Raw genomic sequence first — 24,743 nt, forward strand, 5'->3', positions numbered from 1 at the left:
ACGAAAAGGGAACCACCGGTTCACAGTAATGACACCAGTAATTCACGGAAGGAAACCGGTTAGTGGTTCTCCTCTGGGTGGAGCGGATACGGACTCAGGATGTTCCTCATGTTTGTCTCTCCAGTATAGACATGGATGGCATTCTGAACCAGTCTATCCATAATGGAGTCTGCGTTGGCATCTCCTCCCAGCAAATTGTGCCATTCCTTTATGGGATGCTGCGTACACAATAGCATGGAGCTGTTTCCATAACGCTGCTCTACCAAGTCAAATAGGAAATGAGCCTCATCCGGGCGTACGGTACGTGAAGCCCATTCATCGATGATAAGCAGGTTGTACCTGCTCAGCCTTTTTAGCAGTTTCAGCTTGCCGCCAATGGTTTCTCCAGCGATTGCCATTTTTTCCAACAAGTCGGCCAGTCGCATGTAGAGGACACTCTTGCCATGGCGGCACACCGCCTTGCCGATTACACAGCCCAGATATGTCTTACCAGAACCTGTAAAGCCTGTGATTATGATGTTGGTATAGGTCTCAAGGAACTGGCAGGTAAGCAGGCTGAGTATCTGATTCTGGTCCAGCTGCCTGTTAACATAGACTATGGAATTGCTGTCGGCATCTTTGAAGCGGAACTTCGCTTGGTTTATAAGGCGTTTAAGCTTGGTAGCATGCTTATCCTGATACACGAAGTCGATAAGCATGGCCAGACGCTCTTCAAAGGGCATATCTGCATAGGTGCTGACCTGCTGCTGTTCCCGCAGCCCTTTGAGGAATGCCTCAAGCCCCATGCCCTTCAGTTTCTCACAAGTGTCGTTACTCAGCATGGCTGTCACCTCCGTAATAGGATGCACCACGCACCAAGCCTTTGTTGCTGGAGCCAGTAGATTTTATCTCGGTTTCTACTCTGCCGGGCAACTGAGCCGTGGTCAAGATGGCTTTTAGATGACGGTAGCGGGGTGAGTGGAACTGTGACAAAGCCTTGCGGCAGGCAGCTTCAAGCTCTGGCGGTGAGAATTTCTTATCCAGCTTCAGCACTGACAGCACGGAATTATATGCCTGTTCCTGAATACGTACAGATTCAAAAATGCGGTCAACGACCATGCGGGTGGCAGGGCCAATCTTATCTGCCCACCGACACATACGCTCGCCATTCATTTCCGGCTGATTGAAGTATGGCGGCATATCTTCCTTTCTGGTGTCATATTTGCCGGATATGCCTTTTGGAAACCGCCGATGCCGTGAAATGCACTGGTTGTTGTGGTAAATCTCCAATGTAGCCTCCATGAGCTTCACATCTACCTTGTGGCCTGCATAGTTGTGCGGAACGGAGTAAAAATTCTTTTCCACCGAAACATGGCAGTTGGGATATACCTTACGGTCACGCAGCCACTCTGCAAGTTCGTAGGGGATGTCAGGAAGCTTCTCCAAAAAGTTTTTTTCATCTAGCCAAAGCTCATAACGACTGCCGGGACGCTTTTGGAATGGCAGTTTGTTAAATTCATTCAGGGCAGTGCGTACGGCCTTTTTAAGTGCGTCGAAGTCATGGAACGTCTCATTGCGAAGTCTGGCAATTACAGCAGTAGCGAGCTTGCCAACCGTGCCTTCTACAGATGCTTTTGCCTTGGGACGCTTGACGGGGGCAGGCATGATGGCTGTCATATAATGATTCGCCATAGCCTCATAGGCCTCATTGAGCACGATTTCTCCTTCCCGCGGGTGTGCAATAACCCCGGTTTTAAGATTGTCGCAGATAGTCCGCCTGGGAACCCCGCCAAAAAACTCATACATATGAATATGACAGCGGAGCCAAGTACGCTCCTTGCAGTCAAGGCATGGCTCCACATAGGAATACTGGCTGTAGGGCAGCGTACCTACAAACAGAAAAACCTTGAAGACTTCGCCAGTGGCTCTGTCTACCAACTTCATGACTTTTCCGCTCCAGTCAACCTCGCAGGCATCCCCCGGACGATGAGCAAGATGATTCGTCAGGTTGTTGCTGGCAGTGTATGCCTCATAGCCCATGCAAAACTTCGTATAACCGAAGGCAAACTGGCCGGAAGAACTGCATGTAGCCTGATACTCCTGCCACAGAAGCTTGAGAGTAACACCTACTCGTTTAAGCTCCTCGTGAATATGAGCATAGTCTGGCTGGCGATAGACAGTTTCGTATATATGCCTGTCCGGATAAAACTGACGATATGCTTCTTCATCCGTGAGCGATGCCACATCGCCAAAAGAAATCCCCCGTTCCTTGGCAATGCTCAGCACATCGCTGATGGAACGCTTTGAGATATGGTGGAGTCTGGCAATGGCATTTTGTGACATGCCTGACTCAGCCAATCTCATGATGAGCTTGACCCTGATTTTCTGACTCATAAAAAACATCTCCTCTCAGTAGACACTGGGTTAAGTCCCAAGATAAATCTACGTGGAGGAGATGTGGTTTCCTTCTATGAACAGATGGTTTCCATCCGTGAATTATGCGATTTTGAGATGTGGTTTCCGCACATGAATTAGTGGTTTCCAGTCGTGAACTGGTGGTTTCCTTAGCGTGTAATATTCAGTTAACTTTGCTTTACATGTGCAGTTAGGAGTTTCTCGGTGGAGAAACTCAAAAAGACCGGCATCGAGGAAATCACTTTCTTCGATGCTAAGACGGGACAGACCCGCAGGGCTTCCCTTTTGCCATTCGCTGGCGCTCATTGAACTGCCGTTGGCTGAAGGAGGATTGGAATGGCAAACTACCGTTTTGAGATAAAGTCAGACAAACGCCACAGCGGAGGTCATACCAGTGCGACTACACACTGCGAATACATCCAGCGAGAGGGCAGATTTGCCGACTTAGGGCAGGAAGAGCTGGAAACCCTATCCTACAACAACTTGATTACCGGCAAGCACCCTATAGAGAATCTGCCGAAAAGCGGAATACTGCTCTACAGCAGCCCCTATGGAAAAATCCTTGTGGACAAGACCGGCGTTCGCTTCATGCGGCAATCCACCCTCAGCGAAGAAACCATAGCCATGGGGATAGAGATAGCCAGGAAAATCTACGGGGACGAGCTGGAGCTGAAAGGCAGAAGCAGCTTTGTCAATAAAGCCATGGCCACGGCAGTCAAGCTGGAGGTGCCGGTGACTTGGAGCGAGGAATACCAGAATAAGGTCATGGCCATCATGAAGGAGGATTACGAAAATGACGAACGAGATTTTAGAGCAGCAGGGGGAAAGTACATCAGTAGAAGAATTGCTGACCCCAGAAAACAAACAGGACGAGGCAGAGGTGAAATGCCAATCCCAGAGCCTCACGCTAAACTCGATACCCTCGAAGCTCTGGCCAAAAGAGGATTCAGCTTGCCTCACTTGCCCCAATGCAATATGGTACGCCCAGAAGGAAGAAGCCAGCTGCTACTGTCTCGTGATGAGGATAATCACCTGCTCAACAAATGCCGAGAATCCACTTCGCATCTGCGATGGTACAGTCTACGGGCAAGAAGAAGCGTAATCGACAAGACCGTAAATGACATCATGGCGAACTTCCAGAAACACAATGATGCCATCTACGCATCCAGCCATGTGCAGTACATCAACCGGGAATCCATTTTCAAGAAAAGGGGAGGCTGCCTCTATACGGCTAATCATCTGCCCAACTGGGCAAAGGGAAATGCTAAACGGTTTTTCCATGAGGCAGACAAGAACGAGCGTGCCAACGGGGAGAGGTACAAGGAGATTGTCTTTTCTCTTCCCAACGAGCTGGGGCTGGAGGAAAACAAGAAGATAGTGGAAGAGTTCGTGCAGAAGCATTTGCAGGACTTCTACTATGCCTATGCCATCCATGACAAGGTGGGAGCCATGAGTAACGGCGAGCGTCAGCCTCATGTGCATATCATGTTCTCCCCAAGGGAGATTGACGAAGTGGAACGGCGGCAGGAACGGCCACCAGAGCTTTTCTTCAGCAGGGCAAATCCCAAGGACCCGGAAAAAGGAGGCTGCGCCAAATCGTGGAAGTGGAACTCCAAAGACCGCCGGAAATACCTTATGAGGCTGAGGAAAGACTACGCTGTCATACAGAATGAGGCCCTGGAGCGGAATGGCGTGAATCTCCGGGTTGATCACCGCACACTCAAGGCACAGAGAGAAGAAGCCTTGGCCAGCGGAAATTACTTTCTGGCTGACCTGCTTCATAAAATGCCGGAAGAGTATGTGGGTCCTGTGGAACTGATGAAGGCCGACAGCCAAGTGGTGAAGAAGCAGAAGCAGCTGAGAGAGAATAATCACCAGCGAGAGAAAGACCTTATATCCCGGCTGATGCTTCAGGATGCCATAGACAGAGACACCATGGAGGAAAAATCCCAAGATCTGCAGCAGAAGCAGGAGGCAATCTTTGCTTATGAGCCTGACATCGAGGATGCGGATGAGCGGGCATACTTCATGGAAGAGAAGCAGAAAATCCAAGCTATGAAGAAAGACATGGTGGCCGTTTACGACATCACCGTCTGGGCACCCAGGGCTATAGAAATGGCCTCCCTTGATGCCATGACCACCGAGGAAAAGGAACTCTGGCAGGACTTGAAACGCTATGGCAGGGAAAAACGAGAATGGGAAATCCTCAAAAGCCGCATGATAGAGCCACCGGGGGATAATGCAGAAGCCTTGGAAGCGTACCTCAAGCTTTGCCCGGAAATCGACAAGGAGCTGGACAAGATTGACCTCAAAATCCATCAGGCTGCTGCCGACATACGCCCCGTGTTCCAGCGGCTGAACCTGCCACACAACAAGGCCAGCATTTTGAAGCGGGCAGCCTTTTATGTGAATGACAGCCGTCTGGCCAAGGCAGAAATCAGGAAGCTCCAGCGGAACATGGCCAGCAAACTCAAGGCCTTGGATAAGCATATCAAGGACTATTTTGCTGTTAGACAAAAGAACCGGGCGTACTCTGCCGAGGAAGTGGCCAGCATCCTCAAAGCTAGTCTGGCAAGACAGGAAGCTGTCGAAAAACGGCTGGCCAAAGAGCTTTACCACATGAAAAAGCGGGTAATCAGCTACCCCAGAGCCATGGAAATGGCCAAAAACAACTATGTGCAGGGGGCTTTCAAACAGCTGAGAGCCGATAAGCGGGAACTGAAAAAACGAGAAGACAGGCTATCCCCGGAAGACCGCCAAAAAGCATGGAGGGAAATTGACCGCCGTGAGCAGGAACTGGAAGCACGTTGTAACACGGCAGTTGGCCGGTCAAAAATCGAAGCCATAGCCGCCGGCATACTTCGCAAAAATGCTCCTATAGCCAAAGAGTACAACGAGCTGAGTTCCAAGCACAGGCAGCTCAAAGATTCTATCCGGCAGACCAAGTATCAATCCCAGCGTGTAGAGGCAAGGGCACCGCTGGAGGCGGGAAACAAATTCCGTGCAGCACCACCATCACCTCCCTCAGGAGGCGGTGGTGGCGGTGCCAGCTACCCCACGCCATCACGTGATGCAGACCTCATCAGCAAAGCACTTTCCGGCGGAGCCAAGGAAGCCCAGCTGGTGGCAAGGTCAAAACCAGATGAGCCGGATGAGTGGAAGTGGCTCAGTGAGGCCGAAAAGGATGACTTGCGAAATGACATGGCTACCATTGATAGGTATTAAAAATCCCATTTCCAAACGGAAATGAGATAAGTTGAAATATAATATATTTATTACATTCAGGGCGTGTTGAAAAACTCGACTAGAGAGGATTTACGGCGATTCATAATTAAATATAAATCGCCATCAATAAAAAGTCAGGCGAGGCTGTCCCAAATTCTGTGTAAACTCCATATCGTGATGTAAAATTGTTATTAAGCCAATAGGCTTAAGCCCTTGTCGCTAATACAAAACATATTTCTCTCTGCACGTCAAGAAATCCTTGAACGTGCAGTTTTTTTATTCCGGAAGTCTGTCTTCAAAGTATACTGCCAGCTGGGCATGGATGATGCTCCAATCCTGGCGACGGCCTGTCCATTTCTTCGTTATATCTATCATGGCAAGATAGAGCATTTTCAGCAGACTGTCATCTGTCGGGAATACGGACTTGGACTTCGTCACCTTACGGAGCTGGCGGTTGAAACCTTCTATGGTATTGGTGGTATAGATAAGCCGCCTGAGTTCAGGCGGGTACTTGAAATAGGTGCTGAGATTCGCCCAGTTGTCGCGCCAGGACTGGGAAATCTTGGGGTATTTCTTGTCCCACCTGTCGGAGAAACGCTCCAGCGCTGCCGTGGCAGAACCTTCATCAGGAGCGGCGTAAACCTCTTTCAGGTCAGCCATAAGCTCCTTCAAATCCTTGTAGCTCACGTACTTGCTGGAATTGCGGAGCTGGTGGATTATGCAGTTCTGCACCTCTGTCTTGGGAAACACTGCCTCTATTGCAGCGGAAAAGCCCGTGAGGTTGTCGGTACAGGCAATGAGGATGTCTTCTACGCCACGGTTCCTCATGCTGTTCAGAACACCGGCCCAGAATTTGGCACTCTCGTTTTCGCCTACCCACATGCCCAATACGTCCTTGTGGCCCTCAAGGTTGATGCCAATGGCAATGTAGACGGCTTTCTTGACGATCTGGCCTTCACTACGCACATGGTAATGGATAGCATCCATAAATACCACGGCATACAGGCTTTCCAGAGGCCGCTGCTGCCATTCCCTGGCGAGAGGAAGCACCTTGTCCGTTATGCGGCTGATGGTCGTATCTGAAACAGAAAGGCCATAGATATCCTGAATGTGGCTTTCTATATCGCTGGTAGACATGCCCTTGGCATACATGGAAACTATCTTATCCTCAATGTCCTGGCTGATGCTGGTCTGATTCTTCTTGACGAGCTGCGGCTCAAATTCGCCTTTGCGATCACGGGGGACTGAAATCTCAACATCGCCAAAGCTGGTGCGGAGATTCTTGTGGCTGTGACCGTTACGGCTGTTGTCCGTCTCCTTGTTCTTGTAGTCATATTTACCGTAGCCAAGGGAGCCATCCAGCTCTGCCTCAAGGCCATTCTCCATGAACTCAGCTATGGTTTCCTTGAACAAGTTCTGGATGTCCTCCATGCTGGTGACGTTGCTTTCTTGCAACAGTGCCCGAATCTTCTCCCGGCGAGCCTGCTCTTCTGGGGTGCGTGATTTTCTGCTCATAAGAATACCTCCCAAGTGATGTTCTCATTTTACATCACTTGGGAGGTTTACACAAAATCTGGGATAGACTCAGTCAGGCAGTCCAAAATTGCCTGACCTTTTTATTGCGCCATTTTACTGTCTTACTTTATCTGCCTTTCGGCCCGGCGCAGACGTTCCTCCAAAGCTTCATAGCGTCCCTGAAGCTTGCTATAACGCTCCTGCTGCTCCTCAATCTTGTTAGTTGCTTTCCTGGCCGCCTCTATCTCAGCTTCACGGACAGCATTCTCCTTGTCTTTCATCGCCGCTTCAAGCTTAACTTTGGCATCGGCCAGCTTCTCACGCAGCTCAGATGCACGGTCTTGTGCCACCTGCAAATCATCATTCGCCTTGGTCAGCCTCTGCTTGTAATCATCAAGATTTTCCAGCTTGGCCTTCAAAGACGCTATCTGCTCCCCAAGTTTGGCAATCTCAACAGCCTGATTCTCCTTGTCCTTGGCCAGCTCCTTAAGGTGCCGCTGACTCTCTGCCAGCTCACTGATGTGCTGGTCAATAATATTCATCTGTTTGCGAATGGTGGCCTCACGCTCATCATGGTCACTGACAGCAGCATCACGCTCTTCTTTTGCTTTGGCTAATGCTTCCGCCTGAGCATCTATCTTCGTCTGCCTGTCCTCAAGTTCCTTCTGCACAGCTTCTATCATTTCCTTACGCTCGGAGCACAAATCTCGCAGACGTTTAATCTCTTGCTCTTGATTCTCCATGCGGATAATAAAACCTTCCCTGATGCGTTCTTCGGCATCAGAGCACAGAGCCAATGAGGCCAAATACATATCCATAATGCGGTTGACGTGCTTGCGGAATTCATCAATTTCAGTCTCTCGCCCTGTCTTCTTGCGCCCTTCCTCGATGTTATAGAGGTTGACCAGATATTCCAGAGCCTCCCCTTGGTTCTCAAAGCCATCATCGCTCATCTGCTTCAACAGGTCAAAAGCCTCCTGCGGCCCTCGCACAGACCTGACGATGAACTTTTCCTTTGACTTCTCTTCTTCCATGTTGTCGCCCCCCTCATTTAAAGTTTCATAAATAGTTATAACACATTATACAATAATCTAATATAACACACAAGCCGATTAAAGCGAAATCATGCCCAGTCTGTCATCAGCAGTACATAGGCAACAAAAAAGCGAGGCATAGCCTCGCTTGCATTCATTTCTCTTTTATATGCAATTTTACTAACGAATGCCGCCTCTAAATCGCTCCAACGCCTCTTCTGCTGACATGGTGTGCAGCACATCCTCCAGAGCGGCCAGGAGGGGGACTACCTGCTCATTGTGTGTTTTCGCCTGTCTGGCGGCCATGACAAAATAGGCATAGACAATATCATTGAACCTGCCGGTGTTGAAAAGCTGGCAGTCCTGTTGCTCGTAATCTTTCATGTATCTGTATTCCTCCTTGTTTTCTGGCTTCAAATGAAGGGGGACATATAAATGGGCAATAGGCGTATATCCTGCTCTTTCTGGAAATCCTTAGTGTAGAGGATATATTTCTCAGCAATTTGGGCAGAATACTTCTGACAAAAGGCATCTAAAGAGGCGTGACGTTTGTAATTGGAGGACTTTACCTCTATCGGTACTACCTTGTTGCTTTTGGCGATGAGGAAATCTATTTCATAATTGGTTCCTTTGTCTTTGCTGGAGAAGGTATGGTAGTACAGCTCATACCCTTTGGCTGCCAGCATCTGGGCTGTGAGATTTTCAAACAGATACCCCAGATTGGCTGAAATCTTGTCACTCAGGAGTTTCTTGTAGATGTCGTTTTCGGTAAAAGCCTTGTTCTTGAACATCAGTGTGGTGAAAAGGCCGGTATCGGAGAGGAAGAGCTTGAATTTGGTCAGGTCTTTGTATGAGGCCATATCAGCCGAAGGCTGGCTGGTATGATAAGCTGCTAAGGCTGTTCTGGAATCAATCAGTTCGGCAATGAGATTCAGCGAACTGCCCGGCCTCAGAGCAGGTATGACGTTGGATACGGTATAGCGGGAAGCATTCCTGTTCAGCTGGGCAGGGATGGCATCGAAGAGCTGGGAAAGGCGGCCTGTGGGGTCAATCTTGTAGAAATCATCCTCATAGAGCTGAAGTATTTCACGTTTGACTTGGTCTACGGATTCAAAATTATTTTCCTGCAGATAGGTTTCTACAGCTTGCGGCATACCACCGATGAGCATATAGAGCCGCAGGTTGCGCATGATTTTCCTGTGTGCCCCGTCACCTGCCGGTTTCTGCTTGCTGAACAGAAGATCCAGCATGGGGACAGTCACATCGTCCCCTATTGCCCAAAGAAATTCTTCGAAATCCATGGGGTACATATATATACGCTGCTCTTCGCTGGGGATTAGTATATCCTTGACATTTTTCTTGATGGAAATCAAGGAGCCGGTCTCTATGTAGTCATAGCGGTGATCTTTGACAAGGCTTTTGATGGCCTGACGTGCCAAGGGGAAAAGCTGTACCTCATCGAAGATGATGACAGAGTTTCTTTCTTCAAGGCGTACATTGGTCAGCAGCTGCAGCTGCAGGAAGAAGAAATCCAAATCGGATATGTCATTGAACAGGCCGCGTATCTCTTGGGAACAGGTGGAAAAATCAATCAGTATGTAGCTTTTGTATGCTTGTTTGGCAAATTCTTCTACCACAGTGGACTTGCCCACACGCCGCTGGCCTTCCACCAGCAATGCAGTCTTCCCTGCTCGTGTGTCCTTCCACTGCTGAAGCTCACGATATATCTTACGCTTAAACACATCATCACCAGCCTTTTTGCAAAATATGTAATTCAATTATAGCCCAATACTGCAAAATAGGCAAATCTATTATAGAGAATCTATGCAAAATAGCTAAATCTTAAATGGTCTGACACCGCAAAATAGGTAAATCTTTTCTGTTCTTTTGGGAGGCGTACAGCAGCGTTGGCTTCTGCTGAGTGGTCTAAGTCCTGCATCCAGCAGTGGCTGCAGGTACGTCTCACGGGAGAAACCGCATTTTTGGCTAACACATGCCGGTTATACCCTTAAAGATTTACTTTTCCCTTAAAAATGGCTATAATATAAGGGAAAATAGAGGTGATAAGGGTATGCGTCAGTTCAATTATACAAACATCAAAGAAATGACCTGGGATTCAGAAATTCTTGGCTATATTGCTGCCATCTACAAAGAAGCTGGAAAACAGGAGCTTTATCTGAAGCAAAGGCCAGAGGAACTGGAAAAACTGGTAGAGATAGCCAAAATACAGAGTACAGAGGCATCAAATGCCATTGAGGGCATTGTGACAACCAGCACACGCATCCGTCAGCTGGTGGAGGATAAAACCACGCCGAGGAACCGTGACGAGCAGGAAATAGCTGGCTATCGTGATGTGCTGAATATTATACACGAGAGTTTCGATGCCATCCCCATCACACAGAACTTCATCCTGCAGCTGCATAAAATCATGTATAGCAATATGGGGAATTCTATGGGTGGCCGTACCAAAAATGTGCAGAATTACATCAGTGCTACTTATCCTGACGGGCATACGGAAATATTATTCACCCCGCTGGCCCCTTTTGAGACGCCGGAAGCATTGGACAAAATCTGTGCAGAGTATAATCGTGTGATTGGCAATGCAGAGGTAGAACCACTTATTGCCATCCCCATCTTTATCCATGATTTCCTCTGCATACACCCTTTCAATGATGGCAATGGCCGTATGAGCAGGTTGCTGACCACCCTTCTCTTGTATCGCAGCGGTTTTTACGTTGGGAAGTATATATCTTTGGAAGCTAAAATAGCCAAGCACAAAGATGCATATTATGATGCACTGGGGCAGTCTCAGCACGGCTGGCATGAAGAGTGCGAAAATGTTGTTCCTTTTATCAAATATCTTTTGGGTACCATAGTGGCTGCTTACAGGGACTTTGAAGACCGCTTCGCCATCGTAGAGAAAAAACTCCCTGCACTGGAAATGGTTAGGAAAGCATCTATGCAGAAGCTGGGACGCTTTTCCAAGCAGGATATCAGAGAACTGTGCCCCTCCTTAAGCGTAAGCTCGGTAGAAGGGGCACTACGAAAGTTGGTTGAGGAAGGGTATCTGGGCAGGGAAGGAACAGGACGTTCAACCCGTTATATACATCTGAAATGATTTCCTTTGACAATGAAGGCGATGCCAAGCGGCATCGCCTTCAATTTAGAATTAACCGTATCTGGATTTAGTCATGAGGAACCAGCTTGGAGGTGTATCTCTTATCTAGTCGGTCAGCAACATGGGCATACCGGGCTGTTATTTTGGGATCCCGGTGGCGGAGCACATCCTGCACCAGTCGCAAATCCTTGGTTTCATGGTAAAGGTTAGTGCCGCAACTGTGGCGGAAGACATGGCAGGAGTAGCCTGGATGCTTCAGGTCACAAGCATCCAGTGCCTTGTTCATGATGGAGCGGAGGCCGTTCCTGGAGATACGCCCCAGCAGATTCCTATTAGATGAAGAAAGTATCAGCGGCGTAAGTACGCCGTCCTTCTTTATTTCCCGGTCTGTGGGGATGGCCTTCAGATATTCCTCCAGAACGGCAAAGGTTTCGTCACAGGGGTAGATAGGCTCCAGTCTGCCCTTGTGTCCCTTGCCCCGGATCATGATGGCCCTGGCCTCCCAGTTGACATCTTCCACGCAGGCCCGGTGAACCTCAATGTTTCGCAGTCCTTCCACCCCCATCAGAAATAGAATGAGTTTATTTCTGTATCTGGTAAAAGGATCCTTATCTTCATCGAAGACATGGACTATTTCGTTCATCTGCTGGGGAGTATAGAAGTGTAGCAGGGCATCGCTGCTGCTGGAGGCGGTGGGTGCTTCAACCTCGGCAGCCGGATTGACCCGGATAAGCTCCAGTTTCCTGGCTGCAGCATAGAAAGCCCGGACAGCTATAAGCATGACTTTGATGCTTTCTGCCTTGTATTGCCGATTCAGCAAGAACTCCCGGTACATAAGTAACTGATATTCATTCAGGGCCAGTGGGTTCCGCTGATTGGCCAGACACCAGCGGATGAAGAAGTCAATCTGGTTGCAGTAGTGCCGCATAGTATCGGAAGACGGATTGCCTTTGGCAATGACCCTCTGGATGAACTCCGGGTAATGTGCAATGAAATACTCCGGGGTAATCTGCTGGATGTCCAAAGTTTGGGATAAGTCTTTAGTTGCTATAGTCAAATTGTTATCAGACACGGGCGTCCCTCCTTCCTTAGATATCAGATAATTTATATTATTAAGGGAGAATGCTCGAGTTGTGTCTAATTATATTTTAATGTGGCTTTCTGGAATTAGCAATACTAAATTTACAAAAAATTCTACACCTACGAAAACAGTCATAAGGTGTGCTTTTATGCTCATTTGAAACTGTGAAATCCACAGACCTGGTTTGAGCCGTCTAACAGCCTCTGTGAGCGGTTTTAGATTTTATGCGATAGTATATATGCAAAGAGTGGCTATCGTGGCATACAGGCGATTCTGAGAGGTCGTTTTTAATAAGATATGTACTAAAAATCTCAAATTTAGTTATCAAAGTATTCAAAGTCAATCAATTTTAAATTAATATCTATATCTTACATGGATAATTTGTACTATTTGATTAGTGATGTAAATCCATTTCTATTAAATATTTATCTAGTCGTTCCTGCATCGCATTTAAATTTCTACAATCCTCTGCTGAGAGTTTAATCATTGTATAGTTTTGATGGAATCTACTATATGAAGGATAGCGAAATTTATTATTCATTATGGAAAAATCAGTATTCATAAAGACATGTTGATCCATCATGTCTTTCAATTGTTTACGCTTAATTTGATCATTCCCCGAATAAATTTCAAGTAGTAAATCAATCGAATGATTCAAAGAATGACCTATTGTTTTTCTTATAGATTCGGCAAAATAGTCATTAATAATATTAGTTCTTTTTGCAATATGATACTTTATCCGTTTTTCCATAGATTGAAAGTAATAATAGCCAGCTTGATTATATAAGCCACTATTTTCTAGTGCAATAGCAGCGCGTAAATCATCTTGTGATAATTTATTATACTCATCAGCTATATCCTCAGGCTTTGAAATAATAATTCTTTTACCGAAATACATTTATAATTCCTCATTTCCCCACATATAAATAGTCATATATCTTCGTGCGTAAAATAATTTTTACAATTTAGCCTTAACCAGTAATTTAATCACTTCATTCCTTTGAAACAATTCAATAATGAATTTAAATCATTAAAAGAACAAATAAAAGCATCCGTGTTTTTTGATATTAAAATTGGGAATAATCCACATTTACATGCACCTAAATAATCCTTCTCGTAAGAATCACCAACATAGATTATTTTATCTGAGAATGATTTATTTATATCGTTTATAACGAAGTTAAATACATTCTTTGACGGTTTACGAAATCCTATGTCAGCACTTGAGTAAATTTTTTTAAAATACCTACCTATCCTAAGCAAACTTAAATATTGCTTCAAACTATCTCCTGAAAAAAGACTGTTTGTCAGCACAAACATAGGATGACCTTTCTCGTGAAGAAAATCTAATAATTCATTAGCACCAGTCATCAATTTTTCGTTACGACAAATCTTAACAAATTGTTCTTCTATATATTTAAAATCACCAGTTATTCTAACTTGCATTAACTCTTCAAAAAAACTTAATTGTTCAAAGAAAGATGTTTCTACATATGAACGACCTCGTTCTGCCAAATATTTAGATTTAAATATGGAAGAAGCATTCAGTAAATCACTGTATTTATTTTGAAAATAATTATTTGCTAACCATTTAAGTGCCACATTGTAGTTATTTTTTTCATTAGTCAATAATGTGCCGACTAGATCAAATACAATAATAGACATTTTATAACCTCAATATGTAACCGTCAAGATAATCAACCCATTCCCTATCCGAGACCATATAATCTACTAATCCTAAAGAATAACCGGTACAAGCAATTGTTCCAGACTGACTAATATAAAGTGTAATGCCGTTGTTGATAGAAGTGCATGTAAAAAAATCAAGGATTTTGGTTCTTATTGTAGTAGGATTATACATAGCATCATAATGCATTCCGGTTTTCCATTCAGCGAAAATCTCTCTACATTTCATTAAATTTGTTAATTTTGCATATTCGATTTCATTTTTTACTTGGATACCAGGTTTGCCCAAATAATTTGACGTTATATAATCATATTTATTATTTCCAATGGTAGAAGAAACAATCGTTGCTGTCTCGATACATCTATCCTCAGGGCTTGTGTAAATCAATATTGGCTTTTGTAAAGCGAGAAGTAATTTGCTAAAATTTATAACATTCTTTCTTCCTATATCCGTTAAAGAAAATTTTTCTACATCCTTCTCTCCATGCCTTATAAATGCACATATCCGATTGCCACTATTAAACTGCTCAATATCAATCATTGGTGTACCTTTCTCTTATTAGTGTCGAAATCATATGGCAAAACATTAAATGCATATCCTCTGAAATTTGCATATTATTAACATTTACATGGAGTGAGTAGTTTGATAGTTGTTTTAGTTTACCACCATCGAATCCAACTAGAGAAACAATGGTATTTCCTCTTTGCTTAACAAATTCTGCTGCTTTTAAAATATTCATTGAGTTTCCACTACATGATATGGCAATAAATATATCAGAAGGCTTCAACATAAATTTCAATTGATGTACATACACATCATCATACGAAATATCGTTAGATATAGCTGTTAACATAGACAAATTATCGGCTAAACAAATTGCTGGCATCGTACCTTTAGAAAGGGAAAATGCCATATTTAAATCATTTTGAAAATGTGAAGCAGTAGATGCCGAACCTCCATTACCACAAATATAAATCCTGCCACCGACATCGTTTGTGGAATTGAAAACATCGCAGATTTTCAAAATGTTATCGTGATTAATATTTTGGCAAGATCCTACCACAATATTAACATATGTCTTTAGTATATTTATATACTTCATATTTTATCATCCCCACATATAAAGCTTAAAAGTTCACTAAACATTTCTTTATAGTAGCCACTTTGATAATGAGATGGTGAAGCACCGCCAATTAATGGAGTGTTAATATCACTTTTCCAATTTGTTTTTCTCTTATCTAAATATATTGCAGATGAAAATTCTCGCAGAAAAGCCTGATCTACATAATCCCATGCACAATTAGTATCTGATATCCACTCCATCTTGTCATTCCATACAGTTGTAGTTTGTGTATCAGTATCAATTTTATATTTACAGAGTCTACCCCCAACCAAAACAATATTCCTTATTTTAAATACCGATAAAAGTGAATGAAATTTTTTAACACTTTTCTTATATAGATGTAAATGTTCTTTTGAGCCTGGATATATAACTTTGCACGAAGAGAAAAAACGCTTAAAAATGGACTCTGAAAAATATTTATTATAAGTCAAGTAACTGTTATCTTGAAACTTTATGACTGGGCAAGTTGCATCTATATAATTATCAACAACGATTAATTGGCAGTTGTAAGATTCTAGAATTTTTTTTAAGTCCTTATTAAATTCTACATTTACATACTTTCCAGCATCTCCAGTTATCAAATCGTCTATATTTAAATAATCGTATTTAATTGGAGCAGATAAAAGAGAAATGAAAGAATTATGAAATAAAGTTTTCCTCACGGAAAAATACTGTTTGTACGATGGATTGAAGAAAGAATCGGATTTAAATATGCTCCTACTAAAGCATGAACTTATGCATAAAACATTAATAGGCAAGTTTTTAACATCCTCAAAGAAAGGCTTGTTTATGTGTTGAAACTCTAACATTTTCTTTTCTGTATATACAGCACTTTTATATACATTGTACTTTACAGAAAAATGTATACTGTTTTCAACAACAAAAACAATAATATTATTTATATCTACGTTATAAATCTTATCAGAAATTGAATAAAATATTCTCTTGCTTTTGTTGCAAATAGAAAGTTTGAACTCATGATTCGGAAACTGTTCAAAAAATCTTAGCAGAGTAGATATCTTCGTCATTATAATTTTCTTTGTATTATCAACAAACAAAGAAAAAATATATGGATAGTGCTTATTGACATCTTCAAGCCATCCCTCAATTTTTTCAAATCCAGAAAATCGAAGCATAAGTTCTTCAGAATTAAATTCAATACCTTGGATTTGTACATCAAACATCATTTTTATTAATCAGCTCCCAGCCTCTTGAAACTATATTACTTAAACTGTTAATTGAATCGATTATCTGGAAAGTCATATTATCTATGTGATATTCGTTATATAACATATCATCTAATTCTTTAGTTGAAAACATTAGATGACATTTAGTACTCAACGGAATATTTATTCTCTTTAATAATAATTCTATTTTGTCCCAGTAGAAAATCATGTTTATGAAATTTTTTCTTAAATCCTCTATATATTTTTCTCCAAAATATTCGCAGAGTACACGGCTGTAAAAAACATCATTCATATTCATGGAATATCCGCTTAGCCAATCAAGTTTTCTGCGAAGAAAAGAAATCATAATATACATTGATACTATTGTATCTTTAAATGCTCTTTTTAAGTATGATACCTCTACCTCTCCATCAAAATAATAAATATGCTGATAATACTTGTAATCTAAGAAAATGTCATTTTGTATTTCCAAATTTGATAAATCACCCAAAAAATCATGTGGAGTTGTATTTTCTAAAATCTCAATGGAATATAAACAGTCAATATTACAACGCAGTTTATATTTCTCTTCATAGCCTTCAATCAAAGCATCATAGTTTCTAACATTTTTTATGCTCATTATATTTTCACTAAGTGACTCCTGCCGACACTTATATTGGATGTTGCCATTATCAAATTTTAGTATATACAGATTGTCGCTTTCCGATAAATAATCATATTCATGTGTTATCGGATAATGTTGGAATTTACCGTGTATATGATCAATAGGATGTTCAAAAATATTAATTATCGAATAGTTAATTAGTTCCTCAACATTCTCATATATCTCCTTTTTCTTTTCGTCATAACAAATAGTCAAATCGGTATCGCTCTCTATACGATCCGTGTGCTTTGTAAGACTGCCAAACTCATATATCAAACATTTATCAGGTAAAAATGCGCGGAATTTACTTAGCACAGTCTTTATAACATACTGCCTTAAATCACGGTACATATCTCTAAATTCAAAGTAGTATTCCTTGTTTGGAAGCACGATATCACTAATGATGTTGTAATTGTCGAAAAGAATTTTCTTCTTAGCATTAAAATCATTTTTCAACGAAGTAAGAAAGATGACATAGTCATCATAATCTATAATATTTTCACAATTAAATACAAACATAACTCATCCTTTTTCAATTATCAAATTACCTATCACTAAAACATCTAAGTTCATTTTCAAAAAGCACTCAATAGCATCCTTAGGTGTATTCACCAGAGGTTCACCACGATTATTAAAAGATGTGTTGCATAAAACGGGAACACCTGTTAATTTATAAAAAGCATTTAATAGGGAATAATATCTAATTTGTGCGGGAGTAACTGCCTGCGGCCGTGCAGTATTATCAACATGAACAGTAGCAGCAATATCCCTACGCTTATTCTCTTTAACCATTGCTGCTACATTCATGAAGTATTTTGATTCAGGTTGACCATCAAAATACTCGGTATATTTTTCAATCATAATACTCGGTGCGATTGGGCGCCACATTTCTCTTTGTTTAATTGTATTTAATTTTATTAAACTACGTCTATTTCTTGGATCAGCCAATATACTACGATAACCTAAAGCCCTGGGGCCAGCTTCAAAAGCACCTTGCATCCATCCAACAATTTTTTCTTCAGCTATCAATTTGGCTACATAATCATATAGTTCTTTATCTTCAAGTGAAAAGTATTTTACTTTATCATTATAGTTTTTTAAAACTATTTTTGTGTAATCATCTGTATACGAGATACCTAAACCTGATAGTACGAGCGGTGTATTAGTAAATGGTTTGCCATACAGCTGGTAATACAATTCAAGAGCAGACCCAACTGCGGTTCCCGCATCTGATGCAAAAGGAGGAATAAATATATTCTTAAACAAACCAGATTGCTCGATTTTTCCATTAGCCGAACAGTTTAAAGCAATCCCACCAGCTATAACCAAGCTGTCAAAAGTGGTGACATCCTTTAGCTCGGCAACAAAATCTAGCAAAACATCCTCTAAAGCCTTCTGAGCAGAAGCTGCAAAGTTTGCATAACTCATTATTTCATCATTATTGCCTGATTGATATGGAAAACAATTTTCCAAAAAATATTTTGCTAATTGCTCAGTCCTTATATTAATCGAATTGAATATTCCTTCATTTTCGACACTCGGTAGGCATTTAAACAGAAGTTTATCTCTTGAAGGCTCAAGCGGCATCTTCATAGTAGGTTTACCATATGATGCCAGTCCCATGAACTTACCGACTTCTCTGTACTTTCCATATAGACCAGCATATCTAGCTGCTCTATTGTAAAATATTCCCAATGAGTTTTGTATATTTACTTGCTTAAAAAAACTTATTTCTCCATTGTTATTGACTAAGCCGAGAGACGTAGATGCATCTTCTCCTCTATTATCTACGACTAGAATAGCACACTCCTTATATCCACTCAATCTATACGCACTTGCTGCATGTGAGAGATGGTGTCTAATCGGGTATATCGGGGGTAATTTCTCCCCAAATATATGTCTTGGTAAAAATCTATTCTTATCTTCAAAAATAGTATACTTCGCCTTTTCCTCCTCAGACATTTCGTACACTTTATTTCTATAGTTCCAATCCATACCGATGGAAATTGCAGAGACATCATTCATTGATATACCTGCACTATTTAGGCATTCCATAATAGCTTCTACCGGAGCTTCGCCTAATGCTAATTTGTTGCGACTTATACGTTCCTGCTCAATAAAACTAATCAATTCGCCGTTCCTTATCAATGCTGCCGCAGAGTCATGATTTCCTATATTTAATCCTAATACAAATGTTTCCATTTCTCTCTCCTAATTATTCATTTTTATACAGAAAAGATAACCATGTTTCTTCAGATACATCATCTGCATCATACAATTTACCACGTGCAATTATCAATTTTGCAAGGATGCTATCCATTCTTTTACTTGAATTCTTTAATTCGTTAAATGGCAAATATGCATCATAGGCCGAAATATTCAATATAAATGAATCACGACTAAAAAATTCTATATATTGTTTAACAAAATCTGTTACGCCCTTTGTAATATCTCGTATTAACGAATAATTCTCTTTTTCCTCGCGATCAAAGGATAATCCATGGCTAGTATAACCAAGGAATGATGGTGTACATGACTGGGTGAAGATCTCTAGCAGTAAATTGTTTTTTTTCGTACCCATATTAATATGGATATCCATTAAGTCTCGGTTTAAATTTGATGAAAAAAGATATGAATGTATTGTTTTATCCATGGTATATAAAGCGGCCATATTGTCGATGGGTTGTTTATATCCAGCAAGTAACGCATATACTTTGCATTCTAAATTTAAGTATTTATTTATAATTTTTTTTATTATTAAAGGCCCGGTACCAGCCCAGCCCACATCTACAATAGCAATTTGTTTTGAATTACCAACGGCATTTCTAACAGCATCAAATGTAGCTACTATATCCTTACGAAAAGCATCAATAATAAATGTTTTATTATCATAAAAGAGTTTTTCAACAATTGGAGCGGTTGTAGTTGTTAATAAAGTGTCCCTTGTCAGTGAATATTCTTTAAGTTTATATATTAATTCATCGATATCAAAGAATTCTAATAAATGTTCGATTTTAATATTGTAAAGGCCTCGTGATTTATGCCAAATCATTCTTTGACAAAATTCATAGAAATTTTCAAGTGCAGTGATTTTCATACCAGCAAGACGAGACCAATAGAAGTATTCCCATTGTTTGTGACAAGGAAGTAAATCATACATTTTACTGTATACATCCCCGTCTCTAGATAAAAACAATATCTTATCAATATCCAAATCATTTACGAAATTATTTATCCATTGAACAAATCCTAGAACATATATACCTCCGTAAATAAATCCTAATTTATATGCCTCACTATACATATTATTGCTAGTATAGAGGTGCCTATTTACTATAGCTGAATAAACTCTACTAGTGATATATGACATATTGGGAATTCTTGTTCTACCACCAATATCATTTACATTTCTATAATAGTATGAATCAAGACCAGCTTCTAATGCATTTTTTACATCACTATCATAATTATCACCGACATGAATGATTTTTTTCCCTTGGTATACTTGCTTTAGATAATGAAATAAATCTCCATATTTTTTTGACTTATTTAATTCAGATGAAACATACACGTTTTCAAAATATGGATACTTATTTATTTTAAGTAACTCCGCAATTTGTTGTGATGACAAATACATATCCGAGCATATGACAATTTTTTTCTTGGAAGCAACACATAAATCGACAATTTCTTTCATGTATTGATTTGCTATACAGTAATGTTTTTCCAATTCATATTCTAACTGTGCAGTTTTTTTAGGGTCCAAGTTAGTTTTATGCGAAATCAGGTGGTATATTTCATCTATTGTCACATTATCATGAGAATATTTTCGATTTTTTTCAGTTCTGACCTCATTTTCCGAATCTACTCTTATCTTGGAAAATTTATAGATACCTAGTTTTTCTTCCATGATTGAAAATAATACTCTAGGGCTTGTAAACGGGCGCATAATTAACGTACCGAAAACATCAAATGAAATTACATCGTATTCACATAACCTCTCTACTAGCTCCATGACAGGCAATCTGCTATTTTCTTGAGAATAAAATGGATCAATACTGTTTAACTCTGTGGGAGCGATATTTTCATAATTATACATCTTAGTTCTCTCCCCAATAATATACGCACATGAATCGATTGATTTGATAATTAAGTGTGCATCTTTAGGTCAGCATTCATTTAAGTCACTTAATTAATTTATCCGTCATATATCTATCGGCCATCCATTTATCCCAATAATATTTGTCGAAACCCTAATTTCTGTACTGTGTACACCGTGCTCATACTCTACTCCCTCATTATAGCGATTGCTGAGGAACATCACACGCTGATTGGTAGAGCCAACCCAATCTCGATTTCCATCGTAAAGAGCTTCGACAAATTCTCCGTCCACCAAAATGTCAGTATTTTTTAATAGCAAATCGATGCTATTATCGTTCATTATCAATAAATCTTGGTATTTGTATCCAGTAAAGAGCAATACAGAAAGTCCTGCATCTTGACATTTAAGCGCAAGCTCAGCAAATCCTTCTGCTTGCAGTATTGGTTCACCACCTATAAAAGACACCCCCTCGATATCATTCTCAGTTTTGGAATTTAAGATGACCTCCATTAATTTATTAACATCTACGAGGTGCTTACGCTTCATCGGCTGCATATGAGGATTACAACAGCCCGGGCAACGTCGCAAGCACCCCTGACACCATATGGCGAAACGTTTGCCCGGACCTTCTGCTTCAGTACACGGACGAATCGCTGATAAATTTAAGTATGCCATAGTACCTAATCCAACGAGAAGTCAAATTCAACGTCCCCTCTTGGCGTTGTGTCGATGTCCACTTTGATTGTTCTTCCACCACGCATGAGTTTCTCCATTTTCTCAAATACAAAGTCCGACAAAGGATTGATGAGCTTCTGCTCCATTGCATTGAGCATACCTCGTCCTCCGTTGGCTTTATTTGCGCCACTTCCTAATGCGGCAAATGCTCTATCTTCATCTTCAAAACAAATTTCAGCCTTGTATCGTTCCTTTATGAAGTCTCTGATTGGCTTAAATTTTGATTTTCCAATGGCTATCAAAACATCATCATTTTGAATAAAATTGAAGGGCACGATATTGGCTTCGCCGATACGGTTGAGAATTTCAGGTCGTTTAAGCTCAGTTACAAAATGCTCCGAGACTTTATCTATGAAATGCTTTCGTGTTAGCTCGGCACTCAAGGAAATATCAGCATCGGCGGCTCCAATATTTGAAGTGAAGATTATAAACGTCTCGGAGAAATATACTGTCTCTCCTTTGCCGTCAGTCAGCCGTCCGTCCTCAAGAATTTGTAGGAACTTGTCCATAATGCGTCCGTGAGCTTTTTCAATCTCATCGAAGAGGAGAACGCAGAAGGGCTTTTCCTTGACTGCATTGGTGAGTTCGCCTCCTTTTTCATACCCCACATAGCCTGGAGGAGCACCTACCAAACGCTGGTCGCTTTGCTCATGGGCATATTCGCTCATGTCAAATCTGCGGTAGGCGCTTTCATCGCCAAAGACAAACTCCGCCAACGACTTTGCTAATTCCGTCTTACCTACACCGGTAGGTCCTACAAAGAAAAGTGCCCCCTTCGGTTTCTTTTGCTTGGTGGAATGCTGAAGCCCTGCAAATCCCGTATAGGCACGGATAATAACGTCCCGCACTTTTTGCACGGCTTCGTCCTGTCCCTTGACACGCTGACCAAGAAATTCCTTGGTGGCTCTGAGTTTCTCATAGGATAATTCCTCCCAAGGGCTTTTCTTTTCACCGTAGCGATAAAGGTTTATGAGTTTTTCAAAACTCATACGCTCCGGCATTTGATTGGACAATTTGATAATCTGAGCGATATTTTTCAGGCTGAAGCTGTCAAGAGCGTCGATAAAATTATCCATGACGGTTTTATCTTCTATGCCAGGATCTAAATGTAGGAGGTTCTTGTCCTTTTCCACGTACTTTGCTCTCTCGTCTCGTGAAGGCATGGGGACATTAATTGTAGCTACTAAAGGATTATCAACATACACGGATGGGGGAAGCATAGCAGTGGTTTTAGCAATGAGCACCAGCAGATTACCATTATCGCTCACGAATTTAAGGCCGTAGTCCTGGCTTTTGGTAATTGCAATCATCATATTGGTGATGTTATTGCGTTCTTCATCCGATAAGCTACGTCCATCACCGAATAGATAATCAGAGTAATCCACGATAGCTGCTGTACCGCCGCTTTTATTTTCCAGCCATGTCCGAAGCTGGGGGAAAAATTCTTTAGGTTCAGCGTATTTATTGGTATTGGGCTGCTGGACATCATCGCCAAGACCCATATCATACTCGGTGCCACCCTCCGGCTCATCAACTTTTATGCCTTCAAGACCGGATGGAGCGGATGCGCCCCTTTCCCAGGAACTGCCCCCCTCCGCTCTATTCCACATAATTACACGTTCATAACCGCATTTAAAGGCCATGTCGCGAACACAATCCACCACTGAAGTGTATTGCCCAGATCTTTGAGGATTAAGTATAATGTCATTAGTATTGCCAGAGAGGATTACTGCTCCGCGAAGTTTCATCTCCCGCTCAAGTCGGTCAAGCCACATATCGCTCATTACATTTTCCCTCCTATATTGGAATCGGTTTGCCCCTGTCGTCGCAAAATACGGTCAGGATTCTGCCATTTGACAACTTCATCCGATAGTTTGATTCCATATACCGATTCCCAATCGGCCTTTGCCGAGGAAATATCTTTCAGGCAGCTTTGCCCTTCGTAACCATCAAGTCGATACCACACTTTGTTGTCAAGGGTCAGCCTAAATTGAGCTTTGTTGCCGGATGGTCTTTGCGCCGTTATTACTACGGCACCGTCGATCAACTTAGGCTTGCTGAGAGTGAAATCATGGTCGTTAAACCATTTATAGATGGCTTTGACTTTTTCCCGGCGTTCCTCTTCATCAATCAAGGCCTCATCCGTTTCTTTTGCCACAGCCTTAATCTGCTCTTGGACTTCCCTGACGCTGACCGTACCTGTAGCGGCTCTCGATCTAATCTCCTCCAGTTTATCCAGCAGAGCTTTTGATTTCGAGTTATCCTCAAATTTCTCTGCTGCGACAGACTTCTTTATATCATCTATCTGTTTGGCAACTACACGACTCTCCTGTTCCTTTTGCTTCATTGCTTTCCACTCGTTGGCCTCCGTCTTTGCTTTCTCAATAATCGCCGTCAGTTTTGTTTCAATCTCCTGCGTTGAGGCAATGGAGCCGGACAAAATATCATTTTTGATATCGTTCAATTTGTCTGCGGCGAAATTGGCCACTATCGAATCTAAACCGCCGAGTATCTCGTAATAGCGAGACATAGCTGCATTCTGCGCCGTTGCCTTTTCACGCTTGGCTTCAAGGCGAGCTATACGAGCCGATTCCTGAAATACTTGCCGAGCCTCCCTGCCTAGGCCCCAAAGGCTGTGGATATAACTCCCCACCTCTTGGCTAACTTCTCTGGCGGCCACCGGATTACTTGAAAGCAGATTGCCGATGGTATCCAAATCCTGTGCCAAACGGCTCATTTCCTCAGGAATGTAATCTAGATAACCTTGGGAACACATATCATTATATTGGTCTTGGTAACGCATATAAAATTCCCGTGTCTTATTGCTGACTCGAGCACGGAAAAGTTCCTCACGCCGTCTCTGTTCCAATGCAAAGACGAGTTCTGCTTCTTGACTCAT

Annotated in this window: 20 protein-coding genes; 2 read left to right on the top strand and 18 right to left on the bottom strand. The window is 41.8% G+C overall.

What is annotated here, in order from left to right; all coding sequences use genetic code 11:
- Positions 1-59: 59 nt before the first annotated feature.
- Together P159_RS0105290 and istA are read right to left on the bottom strand one after the other, a co-directional pair.
- The gene (locus P159_RS0105290; protein WP_029542140.1) at positions 60-821 is read right to left on the bottom strand and encodes an ATP-binding protein; all 762 of its coding nucleotides are present in this window, start codon (positions 819-821) and stop codon (positions 60-62) included.
- Positions 811-2,373: an IS21 family transposase gene (istA, locus tag P159_RS0105295; RefSeq protein WP_029542142.1), complete on the bottom strand. Its 1,563-nt coding sequence runs from the start codon at positions 2,371-2,373 to the stop codon at positions 811-813. The genes P159_RS0105290 and istA overlap by 11 nt, the downstream gene beginning before the upstream one ends.
- 357 nt (positions 2,374-2,730) lie before the next feature.
- Here istA and P159_RS19160 point away from each other — a divergent pair, with 357 nt between their 5' ends.
- Positions 2,731-5,619, top strand: coding sequence for a MobA/MobL family protein (locus tag P159_RS19160; RefSeq protein ID WP_029542144.1), 2,889 nt, complete (start codon positions 2,731-2,733; stop codon positions 5,617-5,619).
- Between the two features lie 276 nt (positions 5,620-5,895).
- Here P159_RS19160 and P159_RS0105310 read toward each other — a convergent pair whose 3' ends face one another.
- The 4 genes from P159_RS0105310 to P159_RS0105325 form a co-directional block, all read right to left on the bottom strand.
- Complete coding sequence (locus tag P159_RS0105310; protein ID WP_029542146.1) at positions 5,896-7,134, bottom strand: IS256 family transposase; 1,239 nt, start codon at positions 7,132-7,134, stop codon at positions 5,896-5,898.
- Between the two features lie 122 nt (positions 7,135-7,256).
- Complete coding sequence (locus P159_RS0105315; RefSeq protein ID WP_029542147.1) at positions 7,257-8,168, bottom strand: hypothetical protein; 912 nt, start codon at positions 8,166-8,168, stop codon at positions 7,257-7,259.
- A 180-nt stretch (positions 8,169-8,348) separates the two neighbouring features.
- Positions 8,349-8,552, bottom strand: coding sequence for a hypothetical protein (locus P159_RS0105320; RefSeq protein WP_029542150.1), 204 nt, complete (start codon positions 8,550-8,552; stop codon positions 8,349-8,351).
- Between the two features lie 29 nt (positions 8,553-8,581).
- Positions 8,582-9,910: an AAA family ATPase gene (locus tag P159_RS0105325; protein WP_029542152.1), complete on the bottom strand. Its 1,329-nt coding sequence runs from the start codon at positions 9,908-9,910 to the stop codon at positions 8,582-8,584.
- 329 nt (positions 9,911-10,239) lie between these two features.
- On the opposite strand from P159_RS0105325, the gene P159_RS0105330 reads away from it, so the two are divergent.
- A complete protein-coding gene (locus tag P159_RS0105330; RefSeq protein ID WP_029542154.1) occupies positions 10,240-11,286 on the top strand; it encodes a Fic family protein in 1,047 nt (348 codons plus the stop codon).
- Between the two features lie 67 nt (positions 11,287-11,353).
- On the opposite strand, the gene P159_RS0105335 is transcribed toward P159_RS0105330, so the two are convergent.
- The 12 genes from P159_RS0105335 to P159_RS0105390 all read right to left on the bottom strand — a co-directional run bounded on the left by P159_RS0105335 (position 11,354) and on the right by P159_RS0105390 (position 24,743).
- Positions 11,354-12,358: a tyrosine-type recombinase/integrase gene (locus P159_RS0105335; protein WP_051650151.1), complete on the bottom strand. Its 1,005-nt coding sequence runs from the start codon at positions 12,356-12,358 to the stop codon at positions 11,354-11,356.
- A 403-nt stretch (positions 12,359-12,761) separates the two neighbouring features.
- Positions 12,762-13,265, bottom strand: a complete 504-nt coding sequence (locus P159_RS0105340; protein ID WP_029542157.1) for a hypothetical protein — start codon at positions 13,263-13,265, stop codon at positions 12,762-12,764.
- Between the two features lie 89 nt (positions 13,266-13,354).
- Positions 13,355-14,032: an HAD family hydrolase gene (locus tag P159_RS0105345; RefSeq protein WP_029542159.1), complete on the bottom strand. Its 678-nt coding sequence runs from the start codon at positions 14,030-14,032 to the stop codon at positions 13,355-13,357.
- Position 14,033: 1 nt separating this feature from the next.
- On the bottom strand, positions 14,034-14,594 hold the full coding sequence (locus P159_RS0105350) for a histidine phosphatase family protein (RefSeq protein ID WP_029542161.1): 561 nt from the start codon (positions 14,592-14,594) through the stop codon (positions 14,034-14,036).
- Positions 14,587-15,156, bottom strand: coding sequence for an SIS domain-containing protein (locus tag P159_RS0105355; protein WP_029542163.1), 570 nt, complete (start codon positions 15,154-15,156; stop codon positions 14,587-14,589). Before P159_RS0105355 ends, P159_RS0105350 begins: the two co-directional genes overlap by 8 nt.
- Entirely contained in the window at positions 15,153-16,364 is a 1,212-nt protein-coding gene (locus P159_RS0105360; RefSeq protein ID WP_029542165.1) for a DUF6270 domain-containing protein, read from the bottom strand. Before P159_RS0105360 ends, P159_RS0105355 begins: the two co-directional genes overlap by 4 nt.
- Entirely contained in the window at positions 16,354-17,526 is a 1,173-nt protein-coding gene (locus tag P159_RS0105365) for a hypothetical protein (protein ID WP_029542167.1), read from the bottom strand. Before P159_RS0105365 ends, P159_RS0105360 begins: the two co-directional genes overlap by 11 nt.
- A gap of 3 nt (positions 17,527-17,529) precedes the next feature.
- Positions 17,530-19,209, bottom strand: a complete 1,680-nt coding sequence (locus P159_RS19165; protein WP_051650152.1) for a carbamoyltransferase C-terminal domain-containing protein — start codon at positions 19,207-19,209, stop codon at positions 17,530-17,532.
- Positions 19,210-19,222: 13 nt separating this feature from the next.
- Positions 19,223-21,106, bottom strand: a complete 1,884-nt coding sequence (locus P159_RS0105375; protein WP_029542171.1) for an HAD-IA family hydrolase — start codon at positions 21,104-21,106, stop codon at positions 19,223-19,225.
- 105 nt (positions 21,107-21,211) lie between these two features.
- The gene (locus P159_RS0105380) at positions 21,212-21,784 is read right to left on the bottom strand and encodes a 4Fe-4S single cluster domain-containing protein (RefSeq protein ID WP_029542173.1); all 573 of its coding nucleotides are present in this window, start codon (positions 21,782-21,784) and stop codon (positions 21,212-21,214) included.
- A 5-nt stretch (positions 21,785-21,789) separates the two neighbouring features.
- Positions 21,790-23,628, bottom strand: coding sequence for an AAA family ATPase (locus P159_RS0105385; RefSeq protein ID WP_029542175.1), 1,839 nt, complete (start codon positions 23,626-23,628; stop codon positions 21,790-21,792).
- Positions 23,628-24,743 carry a hypothetical protein gene (locus tag P159_RS0105390; RefSeq protein ID WP_029542177.1) on the bottom strand — a complete coding sequence of 372 codons (1,116 nt, stop codon included), beginning with the start codon at positions 24,741-24,743 and terminating at the stop codon, positions 23,628-23,630. Before P159_RS0105390 ends, P159_RS0105385 begins: the two co-directional genes overlap by 1 nt.

It is taken from the genome of Selenomonas sp. AB3002, from assembly GCF_000702545.1.
Classification (GTDB): domain Bacteria; phylum Bacillota; class Negativicutes; order Selenomonadales; family Selenomonadaceae; genus Selenomonas_B; species Selenomonas_B ruminantium_A.